The organism is Steroidobacter sp. (genome assembly GCF_036406195.1).
Taxonomy (GTDB): Bacteria; Pseudomonadota; Gammaproteobacteria; order Steroidobacterales; family Steroidobacteraceae; genus Steroidobacter.
This window is the reverse complement of sequence record NZ_DASWVW010000025.1, coordinates 133,432-150,912: the sequence shown is the minus strand read 5'-3', so window position 1 is coordinate 150,912 and position 17,481 is coordinate 133,432. Positions and strand designations below refer to the sequence as shown.

Here is a 17,481-nt window from a genome sequence, read left to right as displayed (position 1 = left end):
AGTCATTCAGCGGCGAGAACCGGCCGCGCTGCCGACCAGGCGCGGCATGGCCGCGAGCACTCGTAGAAAAAAATCCAGCATGTTTCGATAGGGCTGGCGCGGGAAGCGCTGGCGGCGGTAAGCGTACTCAATCAGAAAGAAGGCCGCGACCAGCAAATAGCCGATCATGTTGGCGAACAGCGACCACCATTCCTGAGGTACGGTCAGCGGCGGCGTCATGCCGTTGCTCAGCAAGAGCCCGCCCGGTTCGGCGAGCAGGCCGAGCGCCAGGTTGACAGTGGCCAGCGAGACGAAGAACACCGTCCAGGCAACGGTCAACTTGCGCGCATAGTCCCGCACCGCGGGCTCCGGCTCCGGATCGGTTGCACCTTCCGGCGCCGCTTCCAACATGATGCGGATGAGGCGCTCGATCAGCGGCATCTGCCCTGCGGTCAGCGTGCTGCCGAACACGCCGGCCATGAACCCGGGGACCAGCACCGGAGCGATATACAGAGGCAAGGTGGCGTGCGTAGAGCGTGACAGCCACCACAGCCCGGCGCCGACCGGCGGCAGTACCAGCCATGCCGCGCGGCTGCCTCGGCCCAGCGCCGGCAGCATCGGCACGACGATCAGCAAGCCCAGCGCGACCGCGATCAGGGTCACGCTGTTGTGAATGACGGCGAAGTGAGCGGCCAACGGGTAAGCGAGCGCCAAGGCGGCCTTGTAGCGGGTCATGGCGGACATCGGCTGTAAAGCATGCGCGTGTTGCCGAGCGCGAACAAGGCATCCACAATGGCGCGAATTTTTGTTCGCGGGGTATGACGCTGCCGCGGATCTTCGTGACGATGTCTTGCGGGCGATGATGGATTGGGGGAGGTTCAGGCGGCATGCCGGTGAAAATAGCGGTTCTGAAAGAGACGCGGCCCAACGAGAAGCGCGTGGCCATGGTCCCGGCGGTGTCCGACAAGCTGATCAAGCTGGGTGCCGAGATTCACATCCAGACCGGCGCCGGGCTGGCGGTGAAATTGCCCGATACGGCGTTCAAGAACGTCGCATTCACTGCCGATCCGCTGGAGCTGGTGCGCGATGCCGACGTGGTCGTGAGCGTGCAGCCGCCGGATGCGGCCGTCGTGAACGCGATGAAGCCCGGCAGCATCCTGATCTGCTTCGTTTATGCCCACAAGGAGATCGAGCTCACCAGGCTGCTGCGTGACCGTCGCATTACAACGTTTGCGATGGAGCTGGTGCCTCGAATCAGTCGCGCCCAGGCCATGGACGCGCTGTCGAGCCAGGCTACGCTCGCTGGTTATTACGCCGTTTTGCTGGGCGCGACGAATCTGGCGCGCATCCTGCCAATGATGACGACTGCGGTCGGTTCGATCCGCCCGGCGCGCACGTTGGTGATGGGATTGGGCGTCGCGGGGTTGCAGGCGCTGGCGACCGCCCGCCGTCTCGGCGCCATGACGGAAGGTTATGACGTGCGCCCGGAAACGAAGGAACAAGCCGAGTCGCTGGGTGCTAAATTCGTCGACACGGGCGTGGATGCGCGCGGCGCTGGCGGTTACGCGCGCGAGCTCACCCAGGAAGAAAAAGACAAGATCGCCAGCGTGGTGACCAAGCACATTCAACAAGCCGACATCATCATCACCACCGCGGCCATTCCCGGCCGGCCTTCGCCCAAGCTCATCAGCAAGGCGCAGGTCGATGGCATGAAAGCCGGCAGCGTGATCGTCGACCTGGCTGCCGAAGGCGGCGGCAACTGCGAGTACACGCAGCCGGGCGAGACGGTGCAGGTCGGCCAGGTGACCATCGTCGGGCCGCTCAACGTGCCCAGCATGCTCGGCGAGCACGCCAGCGAGCTGTATGCCAAGAACCAGTTCAATCTGATCGAGCTGTTCCTGAAGGACAAACAGATACAGCTGGATTGGAGCGACGAAATCATCGCCAAAACCGCGCTCACGCACGACGGCAAGATCGTCAACGAAGCTGCACAAAAAGTTGTCGGGTGAACCTATGGACCTCGCTACCACGCTGACGGGCTTCGTGGCCCTGTACATCTTCATGCTCGCCGCCTTCACCGGCTACGAGATCATCGGCCGGGTGCCGGCCATTCTGCACACGCCGCTGATGTCGGGCTCGAACTTCGTGCACGGCATCGTGGTGGTCGGTGCGATGTATGCGTTGCTCAACGCGACTTCGACCGTGGAGCAAGTCATCGGCTTCGCCGGTGTGTTGCTCGGCGCGGGCAACGCGGCCGGCGGTTACGTCGTGACCGAACGCATGCTGGAAATGTTCAAGCCCAGCGACAAGAAGCAGCCTGCCGGCGAGCAGAAGAAGGCATAACCGCCCATGAACCTCACTCCGCAATTCATCATCGACGCCAGCTATTTCGCCGCGGCGTTTCTGTTCATCTATGGTTTGAAGCGCATGTCGTCGCCGGTGACGGCGCGCTCCGGCATCGTGGTCGCCGGTGCGGGCATGCTGGTCGCGGTGCTCGCGAGCTTCCTGTACTACTTCGGCGTCAACGAGGCTGCGCTGCCACACCTGGGCACGAACCTTGCGCTCGCGTTCACCGCGCTGGTGCTAGGCACGGCATGGGCATGGTGGAGCGGCAAGCGAGTCGCGATGACGGCGATGCCGCAGATGGTGGCGTTGTACAACGGCATGGGCGGTGGCGCGGCGGCTGCCATTGCGGCGGTTGAACTGCTGAGAACCAATGCCGTACACCAGACGATTCCGCTGGTGCTGGCGATCGCTGGCGCGTTGATTGGTTCGGTCTCGCTGTCAGGTTCGTTGATTGCGTGGGCCAAGCTCGATGGCCGCATCAATGGTGTGTGGCGCATGTCGGGTCAGCAGATCTTCAACGGCATCGTGTTTCTTGCCACGCTCGGCATTGGCATCTACATCGTGTTCGTGGCGCACGGGCACGCGGCGCCGGCGGTGGTGGCGGCATTTTTCATCGGCGCGCTGATTTTCGGTGTGCTGATGACGATGCCCATCGGCGGCGCGGACATGCCGGTGGTGATCTCGCTGTACAACGCGTTCACGGGTCTCGCGGTGGGCTTCGAAGGTTACGTGCTGCAGAACCCGGCGCTGATGATCGCGGGCATGGTAGTGGGCTCGGCGGGCACGCTGCTCACGTTGCTGATGGCCAAGGCCATGAATCGCAGCGTATCGAATGTGATCTTCAGCAACTTCGGCGCTGCGGGCGGGGAGCAGCAGGGCGAGATCAAGGGTTCGCAGAAGCCGGCTGAAGCGGGCGATGCGGCCATCAACATGCGATACGCGTCGAAAGTCATCATCGCGCCGGGGTATGGCCTGGCGGTGGCGCAGGCTCAGCACAAGTTGTATGAATTCGTGAAGCTGCTGACGGATGCGGGCGTGGAAGTGAAGTTCGCCATTCATCCGGTGGCGGGTCGCATGCCGGGCCACATGAACGTGCTGCTCGCCGAGGCGGGCGTGCCTTACGACATGATCTACGACCTGGAAGACATCAATGCCGAGTTCAAGGAAGCGGATGTGGCCGTCGTCATCGGTGCCAACGACACGGTGAACCCGGCGGCACGCACCAACAAGTCGAGCCCGATCTACGGCATGCCCATCCTCAACGTCGATCAGGCCAAGCAGGTCTACGTCATCAAGCGAGGCCAGGGCAAAGGGTACTCGGGCGTGGAGAACGAGCTGTTCTTCGCCGACAACTGCAACCTGGTCTACGGCGACGCACAGAAGGTGATGGTGGCGATGATCCAGGCGGTGAAGTCGCTCGAGGGCGGGGGGCACTAAGAGGCGGTTTTGTTGGCACGTTGGCCGGTCGTGCCAGGTCGCTGAGAGTGGCTTCGATCGGCGCGAAGGATGTACCGGGTAGGTCCTCCCGGCACCGCGCACCCGCCGCAGCATTCTTAAACAACGTTAATTGCCGCCCGGGGGATGGGGGCGGTAGGCTGGCGGTCTCGTGCGGAATGGCTGGGGCCCGTGGCTAAAGTACTCATCATCGAAGACGACCGCGTGACCGCCGATGAAATTTGTGCCGAGTTGCAGCGGTACGGGCTGGATACCGAATGGGTGGGGGACGGCAACACCGGGTTGGAGCGTGCTCGCGGGGGATTTTATGACGCCATCACCCTCGATCGCATGCTGCCGGGCCTGGATGGATTGACGCTCGTCACTCGCCTGCGTGAGTCCGGTGTGCAGACGCCGGTGCTCATGATCAGCGCGCTGTCGGATGCGGACGAACGGGTGCGCGGGTTGCGTGCGGGCGGGGATGACTATCTCACCAAGCCGTTCAATCCGGATGAAATGGCGGCGCGCGTCGAAGTGTTGCTGCGCCGGAATGCCAATGCGTCGCGTCCCATGGTCTTGCGAGTGGGAGACCTGGAGATCGATCTGATCGACCGCACCGCGCGCCGCGGCGGCACCTTGCTCGATCTGCTGCCCACCGAATTTCGGCTGCTCGAATTTCTCATGCGTCACAGCGGCCGCGTGCTGACGCGAACCATGATCTTCGAAGCGGTGTGGGGTTATCACTTCGACCCGGGCACCAATGTCATCGAAGTGCACATTGGCCGGCTGCGCCGCAAGCTCGATCCGCCGGAGCGGGAACCGCTCATCCATACAGTGCGCGGAGTAGGGTACGTGCTTGAAGCTCGCTGAGCTGTCACGCGTCAGCACCGTCCGGCTGCTGCCTGTGTATGGTGCTTTGTTCGTCGTCTGGAGCGTGCTGCTGATCGGCTGGGTGCAGTACGACACGATGCGCTATCTCTCCAGTGTCGTCGACGGGCTGCTGCACCAGCGCATGCACTATCTGACGCACATCGAGCGCGAACGTCTGCCCGAAGCCATGCGGCAGAGCGAGGCGCTCGATCTCACCGGCATGATGATGTACGGACTGTTCGATCAGCGCGGCGAGCAGATCACCGGCAATATCGACCGCATTCCGGACGGTGTTTCGCTCGACGGCGTAGTGCATCTCGTACCGGGCGGCATTCATAGGGAAGGCGTGAACGAGCCGATTCGTGCGCGTGGCCTGGCGAACAAGCTGCCGACGGGTGAAGTGTTGATTCTCGCACGCCGGACCAGCGTGATGGATCAAGTCAACACCATCATCTATCGATCGCTCATTCTGGGGCTGACGCTCACCATCATTCCCGGCCTCATCGGCGGCCTGTGGCTCGCGCGGGGTCCACTGCGACGTATCAGCGCGCTGGAGTCAGCTGCGCAACCCATCATGCGTGGCGACTTGCATCAACGCTTGCCCGTGTCCACGCGTCGCGACGAGCTCGACATGCTGGCTGGCATCGTCAATTCGATGCTGGACGAGATCGAGCGGCTGATGAGCGAGGTCAAAGGGGTCTGCGACAGCATCGCGCATGACTTGCGCACGCCGCTGACTCGCCTGCGCTCGCAACTGCATCGCATGCATCGTGAAGCCGGCAATGACAACGCGCATGGTGCGATGATCGGCCAGGCGATCGTCGATGTGGACTTGCTGTTGGACCGCTTCCGTGCGTTGCTGCGAATCTCCGACCTGGAAGACATGCATCGCCGCGCCGGCTTCACGGCCGTAAACCTGGTGAACACGATCGATCACGTTCGCGAGATCTACACGCCGCTGGCCGAAGACAAGCACATCAGCTTCTCGTTCGACATCGCGCCGCATATTCCGATGGTGCGTGGCGACCCGCATCTGCTGCTGGAGGCCATCTCCAACATCGTCGACAACGCCATCAAGTTCACGCCGGCCGGCGGCAGCATCGAGTTACGTTTGGGTCACGACGCTGCCGAGGGCGTGCGTGTCGATGTGATCGACAGCGGTCCCGGCATCCGCAGCTCGGAGCGGGAGGCGGTCTTGCAGCGGTTCTATCGCGGTACCTGCAGCAGCAAGGACGTGTCGGGCTCGGGACTGGGCCTGTCCATTGTGGCCGCCATCGTCAAGCTGCACGGATTCAAGCTGCAGATCGTCGACAATCCGGCCGGCGGCGCGTGGTTTTCCCTGCTGACCGGTCCGGTGGACGGGCCGCTGCATCCGCCGGCTTGAATTACTAAAAAAGCTTTCATCTGATTCGGTGCTGTTGCGGCCGCGCGGGCGACCGATAATGGTCGTTCCAGGACCCGCTCGCCCGCATGCTCGGTATCGTCAAAATCGCCCTGCGCCGCCCGTATACCTTCGTGGTGCTGGCGTTGCTCATCCTGATCTTCGGCGTGCTCGCCATCCTGCGCACGCCTACCGATATCTTTCCCAACATCCGCATTCCGGTGATCAGCGTGGTCTGGCAGTACGCCGGCCTGCCGCCGGAGGGCATGTCCGGCCGCATCACCACCGCCTTCCAGCGCGTGCTGACTACGACGGTCAACGACATCGAGCACATCGAAGCGCACTCGTATACCGGCTTCGGCGTCATCAAGGTGTTCTTCCAGCCCGGCGCCGATATCAACACCGCCAATGCGCAGGTGACGGCGGTCGCGCAAACGATGCTGCGGCAGATGCCGCCGGGCGTGAATCCGCCCATGATCCTCAACTACAACGCCTCGACGGTGGGCATCCTGCAGCTGGCGCTGTCCGGCGCAGGCATGACCGAGCAGGAGCTGAGCGACCTCGGCCTCAATTTCATTCGCACCCAGCTGGTGACGGTGCCCGGTGCCGCCGTGCCGTATCCGTTCGGCGGCAAGAATCGTCAGATCCAGATCGATCTGGACCCCACGGCGCTGCAGGCGCGAGGCTTGTCGGGCACGGATGTGGCCAACGCGCTGGCGGCGCAGAACCTGATCACGCCGGTGGGCACGCAGAAGATCGGAGGCTTCGAATACGTCATCAATCTGAATACCAGCCCGTCGGCCATCGAAGATCTGGGCCGCTTGCCGATCCGCGTGGTCGATGGCGCGATGGTTTATTTGCGCGATGTCGCGCATGTGCGCGACGGTAATGCGCCGCAGACCAATATCGTGCATGTCGCTGGCAATCGCTCGGTGCTGCTCACCGTGCTGAAGAATGGCGCCGCCTCGACGCTGAGCGTCATCGACGGCGTGAAAAAGAAGGCCGAGCAGATCAAGGATCAGCTGCCGGAGACGCTGCAGATCAAGGCCATCGGCGATCAATCCATTTTTGTACGCAGCGCCATCACCGGCGTGGTGGCCGAGGGCGTGATCGCCGCGGTGCTGACCAGCCTGATGATCCTGCTGTTCCTGGGCAGCTGGCGCTCGACCGTCATCATTGCGACCTCGATTCCGCTGGCGGTGCTCGGCTCGGTGTTCCTGCTGTCCCTGACCGGCCAGACGCTGAACATCATGACCCTGGGCGGACTGGCGCTGGCGGTGGGCATCCTGGTCGACGACGCCACCGTGACCATCGAGAACATCAACTGGCACCTGGAGCACGGCAAGGATGTGCACACCTCCATCCTCGACGGCGCGGCACAGATCGTCACGCCGGCGTTCGTGTCCTTGCTGTGTATCTGTATCGTGTTCGTGCCGATGTTCTTCCTCGAAGGCGTGGCGCGGTTCCTGTTCGTGCCCATGGCGCTGGCCGTGATCTACGCCATGGTGTGCTCGTTCATTCTGTCTCGCACGCTGGTGCCGACGATGGCGATGTATCTGCTACGGCCGCATTCGCCTGGTACTGCTGCCGAGACAGCATCGTCGAATCCGCTGGCGAGATTTCAGCGTACCTTCGCCGGGAAGTTCGAGCGGCTCCGAGGTCGCTATAAGGAGCTGCTGACCGGCGTGATGGGGCACCGGCGCGGCTTCGTGACTGGTTTCATGTTGTTCGTGCTGGCCTCGTTCCTGCTCGTGCCGTTCCTGGGGCGCAACTTCTTCCCGTCGGTGGATGCCGGCCAGATCATGATTCACTTCCGGGCGCAGCCCGGCACGCGCGTGGAGGAGACAGCGAATCTATCAGCGCGCATCCAGGATGTGATTCGCCAGGTGATTCCGCCGCGAGAGCTGGCGCTGCTCGTCGACAACGTCGGCATGCCGTTCTCCAGCATCAACATGACCTATAACAACACCGGCACCATCGGTCCGGCGGATGGTGATATTCAGATCACGTTGGAGGCAGAGCATGCGCCGACGGCGGACTACGTTCGCAAGTTGCGTGAACAGCTGCCGAAACGGTTCCCCGGCACCACGTTCGCATTCACGCCGGCCGACATCGTCAGCCAGATCCTGAACTTCGGCTCGCCCGCGCCCATCAACCTGCAGGTTCGGGGTAACAATATCGCCGCGAATTTCGCTTATGCCGAAGCGCTGCTCGCGGACATCGAGCGCATTCCGGGGATTGCCGATGCGCGCATTCAGCAGGCGCGTGGCTTGCCATCGTTCGATGTCGATGTCGACCGCACACGCGCGCAGTTCGCCGGGCTCACCGAGCGCGATGTCACCAACAGCATGGTCGTCAATCTCGCCGGGTCGGTGCAGGTCGCGCCGACCTTCTGGCTGAACCCGAAGACCAACATCCAATATCCCATCGTGATGCAGACGCCGCAGTACAAGATGGACGAGCTGAGCTCGCTGGAGACGCTGCCGATCACGGGGGCGAGCTCGCGATCCTCGCATCTGCTCGGCGGCATCGCCGACCTCAAGCGCACCACAACGAGTGCTGTGATTTCTCAATACAACATTCAACCGATGGTGCAGATCTACGCCACCACACAGGACGCTGATCTGGGCTCGGTGGCCACGCGCATCCGCGAGATCGTCGACGCGCATGCCAAGGATCTGCCGCGAGGCTCGTCGGTAGCACTGCTGGGCCAGGCGAGCACCATGGACAGCTCCTTCACCGGCCTGATCTTCGGTTTGATCGGCGCGATCGTGCTGATCTATCTGCTGGTGGTCGTGAACTTCCAATCGTGGAGCGATCCGTTGGTCATCATCAGCGCGCTGCCCGCGGCGCTGGCGGGCATCGTGTGGATGTTGTTCACTACGTTCACGACTCTGTCGGTCCCCGCGCTGACGGGCGCCATCATGTGCATGGGTGTGGCCACCGCCAACAGCGTGCTCGTCGTGAGTTTCGCGCGCGAGCGGTTGGAACAGCTGGCCGATCCGGTTGCTGCCGCCATCGACGCCGGCTTCGTACGTTTCCGTCCTGTGTTGATGACGGCCCTGGCCATGATCATCGGCATGGCGCCGATGGCGCTGGGGCTCGGCGATGGCGGCGAGCAGAACGCGCCATTGGGCCGCGCCGTGATCGGCGGGCTGATCTTCGCCACCGTGGCCACACTCATCTTCGTTCCTGTCGTTTTCAGCATCGTGCACCGTCACCATGCCCGCAAAGTCACGCAATCCCCGTTGCTGGCTGGAGAGCCTCATGGCGTCCACTGATTCGCCCACTGATTCGCCCAATGATTCGCTCAATGATTCTCAGGGCACCTTGCGCCGTGTCGGCATCGTCATTGCCGTCATTGCCAGCGTCCTCGTCGTGTCCGGGATCGGAATACGCGTCAACGATCATCGTCGGGTCAGCGAGTGGACCGAGGAACAGGCGATTGCCACGGTGGCGGTGGTCATGCCGAGCAGCGACCACGCAGCGGCCCGCCTGGAGCTGCCTGGCCGGTTGGAGGCATTCGCGCGCGCGCCCTTGAATGCTCGCGTGGCGGGTTATCTGAAAACCTGGAAGGTCGATATCGGGTCGCCGGTGAAGGCGGGCCAGCTGCTGGCCGAGATCGAGGCGCCGGATATCGAGCAGCAGTTGTTGCAAGCCGAAGCGGATCTCGCCAGCGCTGAAGCGAATGCCGCGCTGGCGGCCAGCACGGCCAAACGCTGGCAGTCCATGCTGGGCCGCGACTCCGTGTCCAAGCAGGAAGTGGAAGAGAAGGTGGGCGACCTGGCGGCCAAGGAAGCATTGGTCAAAGCCGCGCGCGCCAACGTCGAGCGCTTGCGCACGATGAAAGGGTTCACGCGCATCGTTGCGCCGTTCGATGGAGTCGTCACCGCACGCAATACGGATATCGGCGAGCTGATCAACCCGGGCGGCGGGTCGGGTCGCGAGTTGTTCGTTGTTTCCGATACGCGCCGGCTGCGCGTGTATGTGAATGTGCCGCAGGCATACGCGAGCCGGCTCAACACGGATGCAACGGCGACCATCCGGGTACCCGATCGGCCAGGAAAGGAATATTCCGCGAAGGTGGTGGCTGCGGCAGGCGCGGTGAATGTCGCTACCGGTACGACCCTGATGCAGCTCAATGTCGATAACGAATCGCGCGAGCTGCTCCCTGGCGGCTACGCCAGTGTCAGCTTCGAGCTGGCCGGTGGCGTACCAGCGCTGCGAGTGCCCGCCAGTGCGCTGATCTTCGATCAGTCCGGGCTGCGCGTGGCCACGGTCGACGCCGACGATCGCGTGATCATGAAGCCCATCACCATCGCGCGCGATCATGGCGCCTTCATCGAGGTGGCCAGCGGCCTGGAAGCCAGCGATCGTGTCATTTCCACGCCGCCGGACGGATTGATCGCCGGCAGCGCCGTGCGTGTGCTCGAGCCCACGGTCAAGGAAGCGGATGCGTCATCTCCTGCGGCCAAACAGGGCAACAATGCATCCGGTTGAACCGCGACGAACCGCGCTTGCGCTGGGACTGGCGCTCGCACTGAGCGGATGTTCGCTCGCACCGAAGCTCGAGCTGCCGGAAGTGCCGCTCGCCGAGTCCTACAAGGAGCCTGCGCCCTGGACACAAGCGGTGCCAGCTGACGGGCTGCCGCGCGACGCGTGGTGGCATGCCTACGGTGATGAGGACTTGAATCGCCTGCAGGCTCGGCTGGTCGAACACAGCCCCGACCTGCAAGCAGCGTTGGCGCGCTATCAACAAGCCCAGGCATTTGCCGCTCAGCTGCGTTCCGGTTTGTTTCCTTCGTTCGCCTTGCGCGCCGATGGCATTCGCGCGCGCCAGTCGGAAACCAGGCCGCCCGCCGGTCAGTCGTCACCGCGTTATTACAATGCCTACGGCGCCGGCGTCGAGGCGACCTATGAAGTCGATTTGTGGGGACGAGTTCGCAACGACGTGAGTGCGGGCAGGCTCGGAGCGAGTGCCGTCGCTGCCGATCTGCAATCGGCGCGCTTGAGCCTGCAGGCTCAGCTGGCCGACTACTACATCGCGCTCAACGGGTTGGATCGTGAGGCCGCATTGCTCGCCGACACCGTGGCTGCCTACGACCGTGCGCTCGCGCTGACCAGGGAACGACACGAGGCAGGCATCGTCTCCGGCCTCGACGTCGCGCGAGCCCAAACCCAGCTGGAGACAGCACGATCGCAAAGTGCGCAGAACCAGGCGCAGCGTGCCACTCTGGAACATGCGGTCGCCGTGCTTGTGGGCGAATCGCCGTCGCAGTTCTCCCTGGCGCCGCGCTCGGTCCCGTTGCAACTTCCCGAAATCCCACGCGACGTTCCGACCAACTTACTGCAACGACGACCCGACATCGCCGCGGCCCAGCGCCGCACGGCTGCGGCGAACGCCAGCGTTGGCGTGGCTCGCTCCGCTTGTTTCCCGGCCGTGATGCTGAACGGCGTGTATGGCTTCGAGAGCAATCGTTCCAGCGACTGGCTGACGGCGCCGAACGCGGCCTGGTCCATCGGCCCGAGCCTGCTGCTGGAATTGTTCGATGCCGGCCGGCGCCAGGCGCGCGTCGAGCAGGCGAGGGCCGTGCTGGATGAAGCGGGTGCCGTTTATAAAGGCGTGGTCCTGGGTGCTTTCCGGGAAGTCGAGGACAGCCTGGCGCTGCTGCATCACTTCGGGAACGCGGCACAGTCCGAGCGCTCGGCGGTCACGTCGGCGCAGCGCTCGCTGGATTTCGCGATGAATCGCTACCGCGAAGGCGCGGTGAGCTACCTGGAAGTGGTGCAGTCCCAGACCGTTGCACTGGCGGCGCAGCGCAATGCCCTGGACCTGGAAACACGGCAATTACGGGCCAGCGTGGCGCTGATCCGGGCGCTGGGCGGCGGCTGGGAAGGATAGATCTGCCCGGCACTTAGCGTCGCCGGTCGCGCTGGCCGGACGTTCGCGAGGGTGGCGGCGGCGAAACATCTCCTGGTTAAGTCTTTCCCGCTGAAAGACTTGGCCCGTTGAATCTTTACACAAGGGTCGCGTATCGTAGGCGTAGTGCCTCTTATCGTGCCACTTGATGTGTCAGAGTCGTGCAACCACAGCTGTACAACTTGACCCAAGAGATCCTGAGGACCGATGTCTCAGGAATGCCCCTGGAGTGGATTGACTACCGGGACGCGGTACGCCTGTACCATACGGAACAGGTGGCATACACCTGCGGGACCCGGCTCTACCGGCTGCTCGGCGGCACCAACGCGCGCACCGGCATGCAGACCGTGGTGGAGGTGAATTCCATCATCGCCACGGTCGGCCATACGCACAATCCCGGGAATCTGCGGCACGATTACACGCCGCCCTTGAACAACCAGACGTTGTTCAAGCGCGATGCCCATCTGTGCCTGTACTGCGGGCAGCGGTTTCCCTCGAGCATGCTGTCGCGGGATCACATTCGTCCGCTCAGCCAGGGCGGGCTGGACCTGTGGACCAACGTGGTGACGGCTTGCCGTCGTTGTAACAACCTGAAGGCGTCGAAAACGCCCGAACAAGCCGGCCTGCAGCTGCTGGCCGTGCCGTTCAAGCCGACCTACGCCGAGTACATTTATCTCAAAGGCCGCCGCGTGCTCGCCGACCAGATGGAATATCTGCTGGCGCATTTTCCGCGCTCCAGCCCGTTGCACGCCCGACTCAAATTGCAGTGTTGAGTACCGCTGCCGTGGTCTCGCAACCGCTGTATCTGGTAGATGCATCGGTGTTCGTGTTCCGTGCCTGGCATGCCGTGCCCATCTCGCTGGTCGATGGCGACGGCAACCCGGTCAATGCGCTGCATGGTTTCAGCCGCTTTCTCGGCGACCTGATCGAGCAGGTGCGGCCCGAGCATATCGCGGTGGCGTTCGATTCCGGGCGCGTCAACTCGTTTCGCAACCGGCTGTATCCGGCCTACAAGGCGAATCGCGAGCCGGCACCGGACGAGCTGAAGCGCCAGTTCCTGCAATGCCAGCGGGTGTGCGAAGCGCTGGGCATCGCCTCCTTCGTGAGCTGCGAGTACGAAGCGGACGACATCATCGGCTCGCTGACCGTGCGTGCCCGGGCCGAAGGACGCAAGGTCGTGCTGCTGACGCGGGACAAGGATCTGTCGCAGCTGGTTCGCCCGGGCGATGAATACTGGGACTATCTCGCCGACAAGCGCTTCGGTTACGAGCGCATCGCCGATCGCTTCGGCGTGCGCCCGGAGCGCATGGCCTGTTTCCTTGCTCTGATGGGCGACGCGGTCGACAACATTCCGGGCGTGCCCGGTGTCGGACGCAAGACGGCTTCGACGTTGTTTCATCATTTCGAGTCGTTGACTCATCTGTATGACGACCTCGATCGCGTGCTCAAGATCAAGCTGCGCAATGCCGGCTTCGTCTGCGGCCAGCTGCGCGACCATCGCGAGTCCGCGTTCCTGGCGCGGCAGCTCACCGAAATAGCCTGCGATATGCCGCTCGATGTGGAGCTGCGACATCTGCGCCGGCGCCCGCCGGACCTGGGCGAGCTCAACAGGTTCTATGACACCGTCGGATTCGGCCGCCTGCTGCGCAACCAGGCCGAGCGTATCGCCGCGCTCAGCTAACGAATTTTCGCTGTCGCGGTTGATCAATTACCGCGGCTGAATCCCACGAACAGACGACTTCGGCGCGCTATCGCCGGCGCATCCTGGGCATCCACGCCAGGAGCCACTCATGCAAGTCGTCCAGAAAGCCGTGCTCTGCCCGATCGTCCTGATCGTCCTTGGAATCAGTCTGCTGATGCGCGCGGACGTGTCCGGCGCACAGACTGCCGTCTATCGCTGCGCTGGCGAGCAGGGGGTCGTTTACAGCGACGTTCCCTGCGATGAGGCAGCGTCTGTTCACGAAATCGACGACAGCCGCATCACGGTCTACACGCCGCTGGAGATCACTTCCGGGCCGGCCCCAGCGGCCGTGCCGGCCAAGCAAACCAAAGGCCGGCGCATCAAGCCAGGGCCTGCCGCCGGTCGGGATGCGCATCGAATCATGTGCGCCAAGCTCGACCAGAGATTGCGTGACGTGCGTACCAAGATGCGTGCTGGTTACGGCGTCGAGGAAGGCGAGCGTCTGAAAGCGCGTCATCGGCAGCTCAACGAGCAGCGTCGCGCGGAAAGGTGTGGGTGAGGTGTGACAAGGATATTCCTGCGCCGCTTGTCGCGAGCGCATAATGTCTGCGGATGGCGTCATCGCGCCGGCGGCGGCGGCGTCCAGGCGCTCGTCGGCAAGACAGCAATCGCGCGTGTCGCGAGCTTGCAGCCGTTGCGGATCAGCTAGAACTACTCGTCAAGTAACCAGGCATCGTCACAGTCAGGGGGTCGTCATGGTTGCGTTCAATTCTCTTTTCGGGTTGGGAAGGATGGCTGTCGGCCTGCTCGCTGCGGCCTGGTTGATGGCTACGCCGTTGGCGTCGCAAGCTCAGGACAACAAGTCGGTGGACGAGATGGCGGCCCAGGCACAGAGGGCGCTGCAGAAGGGCCAGCCTCGCGAAGCGGAATCGCTGCTGCGCAAGGCCATCGAAGCGGAGCCGACGCGTGCGGAGCTGTACATGCTGCGCTCGCGGGCTCGCGATTCTTCCGGCAAGTTCGACGCCGCGCTGGACGATGCCAACAAGTACATCGAGCTGGAGCCCAATGACGCCTTCGGCTATCTGAATCGTTCGCGCATCTATATCTCCATGGAGAAGCCCGAGTCGGCGCTGGCCGATGCCACCAAGGCCATCGAGCTGGAGCCCAACGAGCCGGACGGCTACTACCGCCGTTCCGACATCTACAAGGAAATGGGCAAGAAGGCTGAGGCCAAGGCCGACGAAGACAAGGCGGATCAGCTCGACAGGAGCTGATTGATCTGGCCGGACAGCGCGCAAGCTGTACCGGTGGCCGGAGCGGGAACGCGCTAAAATTCGCCCGTCGGTGGCCGGTCGCCGCCGACGGGAGTCCGACTTGAAACTGAGCAGATCGAACGGGGACGCAGCAGCGACGCTGCGTGATGCGGGCTGCGTGCTGTTACAGCCCGCCGAGCTGGCGGAGCAATGTCAGCTGCAACTGGCCGATCTGGCCAGCCTGGCTCCCACCTGGAATCACCTGCCGCGCGATACCTACCTGCGCGATGGCGGCCGCTATCGGTTCCGCCGCCACAGTTGTTTCATCTACGAGCGCGGCGCCTTGCAAATGACGCCGCATCGCGCGCATTGGCAACCCATCGAATACAACGCACTCCACGGCGGCATGGAGCGATGGTTCGAGCCAATCACAGCCGAGGTCGTGCAGGCCCCGGTGTGGACGCTTCTGCTCGGCGGCATCGGCGAGTTGCTGGCCCGCGCCAGGTCCGTGCCCCGCTGGTACATCGAAGCGCATCAGTTTCGAATCGACACTGCCGAGGGCATCGGACGGCCTACACCCGAGGGCGCGCATCGTGACGGAGTCGACTTCGTCGCCGTCATTCTGGCGAATCGCTTCAATGTGCGCGGCGGCGAGACGCGAGTGTTCGAGGCGGAAGGCATTTCCGGCGTGCGCTTCACCATGAGCGCGCCCTGGTCGGTACTGCTGCTGGATGACGCCAGGGTCATTCATGAAACCACGCCGATCCAGAACGATGGTCCCGGCGGTGTGAGAGATACGCTGGTACTGACGTTTCGCGAACACGGCTTCCAGGCACCCGGCATCTGAATGTCCGGCGACGCTGCAGTACAATGAGGCGTCGCCGCCAAAGGTAGCCTCTCATGTCCACGTTCGCCGCACGGTTGCAACAGAAAATCTCCGAGCACAGCCCGCTGTGCGTCGGTATCGATCCGTCCGCGGCATTGCTGAAATCCTGCAATCTGCCCAACACCCCGGAAGGCGCGTTCGAGTTCGGCAAGCGCGTGCTGGAAGCGGCGGAATTTCGTATCTCGCTGCTCAAGCCGCAGTCGGCATTCTTCGAGCGCTTCGGCAGCGCCGGCATGAAAGCGGTGGAAGAGCTGACTTTGCTGGCGCGCAGTCGCGACGTGCTGGTGCTGCTCGATGGCAAGCGCGGCGATATCGACACCACCGGCGCCGCCTATGCGGAAGGCTATTTCTCGTCGACCACGACGCTGCGTGTCGATGCGGTCACCACGCACGTGTATCTCGGTCTCGCGGCGCTCGATCCGTTTCTGGACATTGCGTCGCGCGCCGAGGGTGGGGTGTTCGTAGTGGTGCGCTCGTCGAATCCGGAAGGGCGTGAGCTGCAAACTGCGCGTATGGCGAACGGCGAGACCGTCGCTCAAAACTTGTGTCGAGAGATTACGCTGCGCAATCGAAAGCAGGAAGAAGGCTTGGGCTACATCGGTGCGGTGGTCGGCGCGACTTGCGATGATGCCGCCGAGACAGTGGATGCATTGCCTCAATCCTTCATTCTCGCGCCGGGTGTCGGCGCGCAGGGGGCGACGATGCAGGATGTGCTCGAGCGGATGCCGTCGGCGCGTGGCCGTGTGCTGCCGAATGTTTCCAGAGCCATCCTGGCCAACGGCGGCAGCGCTGCCGATATCCGCGCCACCATCCGTAGCTTGCAGGATCAGGCCCGCGAGCTTCTATAGCTGACCGTCATGTCGCTTGCCGCAGCACTGAGTCGCACGTTGGGTTGCGAAGTCGCCGCGGACTCGCAGCGACGGGTGTCCGGTGGCTCGATCAATGCTTGTTCCCGATTCGAGAGCTCGCGGGGTCCGCTGTTCGTCAAACACGGCGACCCGGCCAGCCTGGAAATGTTTCAGGCCGAAGCGGATGGACTCGCCGAGCTGGCACGCGCTCGCTGCGTACGTGTCCCCGAGGTGCTGGCAGTGCACGAAGAGAAGGGGGGCGCGTTCCTCGTGCTTGGATGGATCGATCTGCGCGACGCTTCTGCGAGCAGCGAAACGAGATTGGGCGAGCAACTCGCGGCTCAGCATCGAGTCACGCAACAGAAATTCGGCTGGCACCGCGACAACACGATCGGTTCGACGCCGCAGGCGAATCGGTTGACTGACCACTGGGTGGAATTTCTGCGCGAGCAGCGCTTGCGGCCGCAACTGCTACTCGCCCGCGACAATGGCGCCGAGCCGAGTCTCATCGACAGCGGCGAGCGGCTGTGTGAGCAGCTGGGATGTTTCTTCACCGACTATCGTCCCTCGCCGTCGCTGCTCCATGGCGATCTGTGGGGCGGCAACTGGGGCGTGGATGCGAGCGGCCAACCGGTGTTGTTCGATCCGGCGGTTTATTTCGGCGACCGCGAGGCCGATCTGGCCATGACCCGGTTATTCGGCGGCTTCGGTGCGCCGTTTTATGCGGCCTATCGAGCGGCATGGCCGCTCGACGCCGGCGCGCCAACGCGAATCGATCTCTACAACCTCTATCATGTGCTGAATCATTACAACCTGTTCGGCGGCGGCTATGCGCGACAGGCTGCGGCCATGACCCAGCGCCTGCTCGCCGACTTGAAGTAAC

General features: G+C 63.4%; 16 protein-coding genes. 15 read left to right on the top strand and 1 reads right to left on the bottom strand.

The window, feature by feature from the left end; translation table 11 throughout:
- Positions 1-6 precede the first annotated feature (6 nt).
- Positions 7-714 carry a hypothetical protein gene (locus VGE08_RS11400; protein ID WP_331068006.1) on the bottom strand — a complete coding sequence of 236 codons (708 nt, stop codon included), beginning with the start codon at positions 712-714 and terminating at the stop codon, positions 7-9.
- A 152-nt stretch (positions 715-866) separates the two neighbouring features.
- Here VGE08_RS11400 and VGE08_RS11395 point away from each other — a divergent pair, with 152 nt between their 5' ends.
- The 15 genes from VGE08_RS11395 (at position 867) to VGE08_RS11325 (ending at position 17,480) form a co-directional block, all read left to right on the top strand.
- Positions 867-1,988, top strand: a complete 1,122-nt coding sequence (locus tag VGE08_RS11395; RefSeq protein WP_331068005.1) for an NAD(P) transhydrogenase subunit alpha — start codon at positions 867-869, stop codon at positions 1,986-1,988.
- A 4-nt stretch (positions 1,989-1,992) separates the two neighbouring features.
- The gene (locus VGE08_RS11390) at positions 1,993-2,322 is read left to right on the top strand and encodes an NAD(P) transhydrogenase subunit alpha (RefSeq protein WP_331068004.1); all 330 of its coding nucleotides are present in this window, start codon (positions 1,993-1,995) and stop codon (positions 2,320-2,322) included.
- Positions 2,323-2,328: 6 nt separating this feature from the next.
- Positions 2,329-3,762, top strand: a complete 1,434-nt coding sequence (locus VGE08_RS11385) for an NAD(P)(+) transhydrogenase (Re/Si-specific) subunit beta (RefSeq protein ID WP_331068003.1) — start codon at positions 2,329-2,331, stop codon at positions 3,760-3,762.
- A 189-nt stretch (positions 3,763-3,951) separates the two neighbouring features.
- Positions 3,952-4,629 (top strand): response regulator transcription factor, encoded by a 678-nt coding sequence (locus VGE08_RS11380; protein WP_331068002.1) that lies wholly within the window; start codon positions 3,952-3,954, stop codon positions 4,627-4,629.
- Positions 4,616-6,013, top strand: a complete 1,398-nt coding sequence (locus tag VGE08_RS11375) for a HAMP domain-containing sensor histidine kinase (protein ID WP_331068001.1) — start codon at positions 4,616-4,618, stop codon at positions 6,011-6,013. The genes VGE08_RS11380 and VGE08_RS11375 overlap by 14 nt, the downstream gene beginning before the upstream one ends.
- Positions 6,014-6,099: 86 nt before the next feature.
- On the top strand, positions 6,100-9,291 hold the full coding sequence (locus tag VGE08_RS11370) for an efflux RND transporter permease subunit (protein ID WP_331068000.1): 3,192 nt from the start codon (positions 6,100-6,102) through the stop codon (positions 9,289-9,291).
- Positions 9,278-10,510 (top strand): efflux RND transporter periplasmic adaptor subunit, encoded by a 1,233-nt coding sequence (locus tag VGE08_RS11365; RefSeq protein WP_331067999.1) that lies wholly within the window; start codon positions 9,278-9,280, stop codon positions 10,508-10,510. Before VGE08_RS11370 ends, VGE08_RS11365 begins: the two co-directional genes overlap by 14 nt.
- Positions 10,497-11,912, top strand: coding sequence for an efflux transporter outer membrane subunit (locus VGE08_RS11360; RefSeq protein WP_331067998.1), 1,416 nt, complete (start codon positions 10,497-10,499; stop codon positions 11,910-11,912). Before VGE08_RS11365 ends, VGE08_RS11360 begins: the two co-directional genes overlap by 14 nt.
- A 236-nt stretch (positions 11,913-12,148) precedes the next feature.
- A complete protein-coding gene (locus VGE08_RS11355; protein ID WP_349258676.1) occupies positions 12,149-12,703 on the top strand; it encodes an HNH endonuclease in 555 nt (184 codons plus the stop codon).
- Positions 12,700-13,611 (top strand): 5'-3' exonuclease, encoded by a 912-nt coding sequence (locus VGE08_RS11350; RefSeq protein WP_331067996.1) that lies wholly within the window; start codon positions 12,700-12,702, stop codon positions 13,609-13,611. Before VGE08_RS11355 ends, VGE08_RS11350 begins: the two co-directional genes overlap by 4 nt.
- A 109-nt stretch (positions 13,612-13,720) precedes the next feature.
- Positions 13,721-14,170 (top strand): hypothetical protein, encoded by a 450-nt coding sequence (locus tag VGE08_RS11345; protein WP_331067995.1) that lies wholly within the window; start codon positions 13,721-13,723, stop codon positions 14,168-14,170.
- 196 nt (positions 14,171-14,366) lie between these two features.
- Positions 14,367-14,885 carry a tetratricopeptide repeat protein gene (locus VGE08_RS11340; RefSeq protein ID WP_331067994.1) on the top strand — a complete coding sequence of 173 codons (519 nt, stop codon included), beginning with the start codon at positions 14,367-14,369 and terminating at the stop codon, positions 14,883-14,885.
- Positions 14,886-14,985: 100 nt separating this feature from the next.
- Positions 14,986-15,711: a 2OG-Fe dioxygenase family protein gene (locus VGE08_RS11335; protein WP_331067993.1), complete on the top strand. Its 726-nt coding sequence runs from the start codon at positions 14,986-14,988 to the stop codon at positions 15,709-15,711.
- A gap of 53 nt (positions 15,712-15,764) precedes the next feature.
- A complete protein-coding gene (gene pyrF, locus VGE08_RS11330; RefSeq protein WP_331067992.1) occupies positions 15,765-16,598 on the top strand; it encodes an orotidine-5'-phosphate decarboxylase in 834 nt (277 codons plus the stop codon).
- A 9-nt stretch (positions 16,599-16,607) separates the two neighbouring features.
- A complete protein-coding gene (locus VGE08_RS11325) occupies positions 16,608-17,480 on the top strand; it encodes a fructosamine kinase family protein (RefSeq protein WP_331067991.1) in 873 nt (290 codons plus the stop codon).
- The last annotated feature ends 1 nt before the right edge of the window (position 17,481 follow it).

Coding starts and splice junctions, on each gene's coding strand:
- VGE08_RS11400 (WP_331068006.1), bottom strand. CDS start 714: ATGACCCGCTACAAGGCCGCCTTGGCGCTCGCTTACCCGTTGGCCGCT.
- VGE08_RS11395 (WP_331068005.1), top strand. CDS start 867: ATGCCGGTGAAAATAGCGGTTCTGAAAGAGACGCGGCCCAACGAGAAG.
- VGE08_RS11390 (WP_331068004.1), top strand. CDS start 1,993: ATGGACCTCGCTACCACGCTGACGGGCTTCGTGGCCCTGTACATCTTC.
- VGE08_RS11385 (WP_331068003.1), top strand. CDS start 2,329: ATGAACCTCACTCCGCAATTCATCATCGACGCCAGCTATTTCGCCGCG.
- VGE08_RS11370 (WP_331068000.1), top strand. CDS start 6,100: ATGCTCGGTATCGTCAAAATCGCCCTGCGCCGCCCGTATACCTTCGTG.
- VGE08_RS11365 (WP_331067999.1), top strand. CDS start 9,278: ATGGCGTCCACTGATTCGCCCACTGATTCGCCCAATGATTCGCTCAAT.
- VGE08_RS11360 (WP_331067998.1), top strand. CDS start 10,497: ATGCATCCGGTTGAACCGCGACGAACCGCGCTTGCGCTGGGACTGGCG.
- VGE08_RS11355 (WP_349258676.1), top strand. CDS start 12,149: ATGCCCCTGGAGTGGATTGACTACCGGGACGCGGTACGCCTGTACCAT.
- VGE08_RS11345 (WP_331067995.1), top strand. CDS start 13,721: ATGCAAGTCGTCCAGAAAGCCGTGCTCTGCCCGATCGTCCTGATCGTC.
- VGE08_RS11340 (WP_331067994.1), top strand. CDS start 14,367: ATGGTTGCGTTCAATTCTCTTTTCGGGTTGGGAAGGATGGCTGTCGGC.
- pyrF (WP_331067992.1), top strand. CDS start 15,765: ATGTCCACGTTCGCCGCACGGTTGCAACAGAAAATCTCCGAGCACAGC.
- VGE08_RS11325 (WP_331067991.1), top strand. CDS start 16,608: ATGTCGCTTGCCGCAGCACTGAGTCGCACGTTGGGTTGCGAAGTCGCC.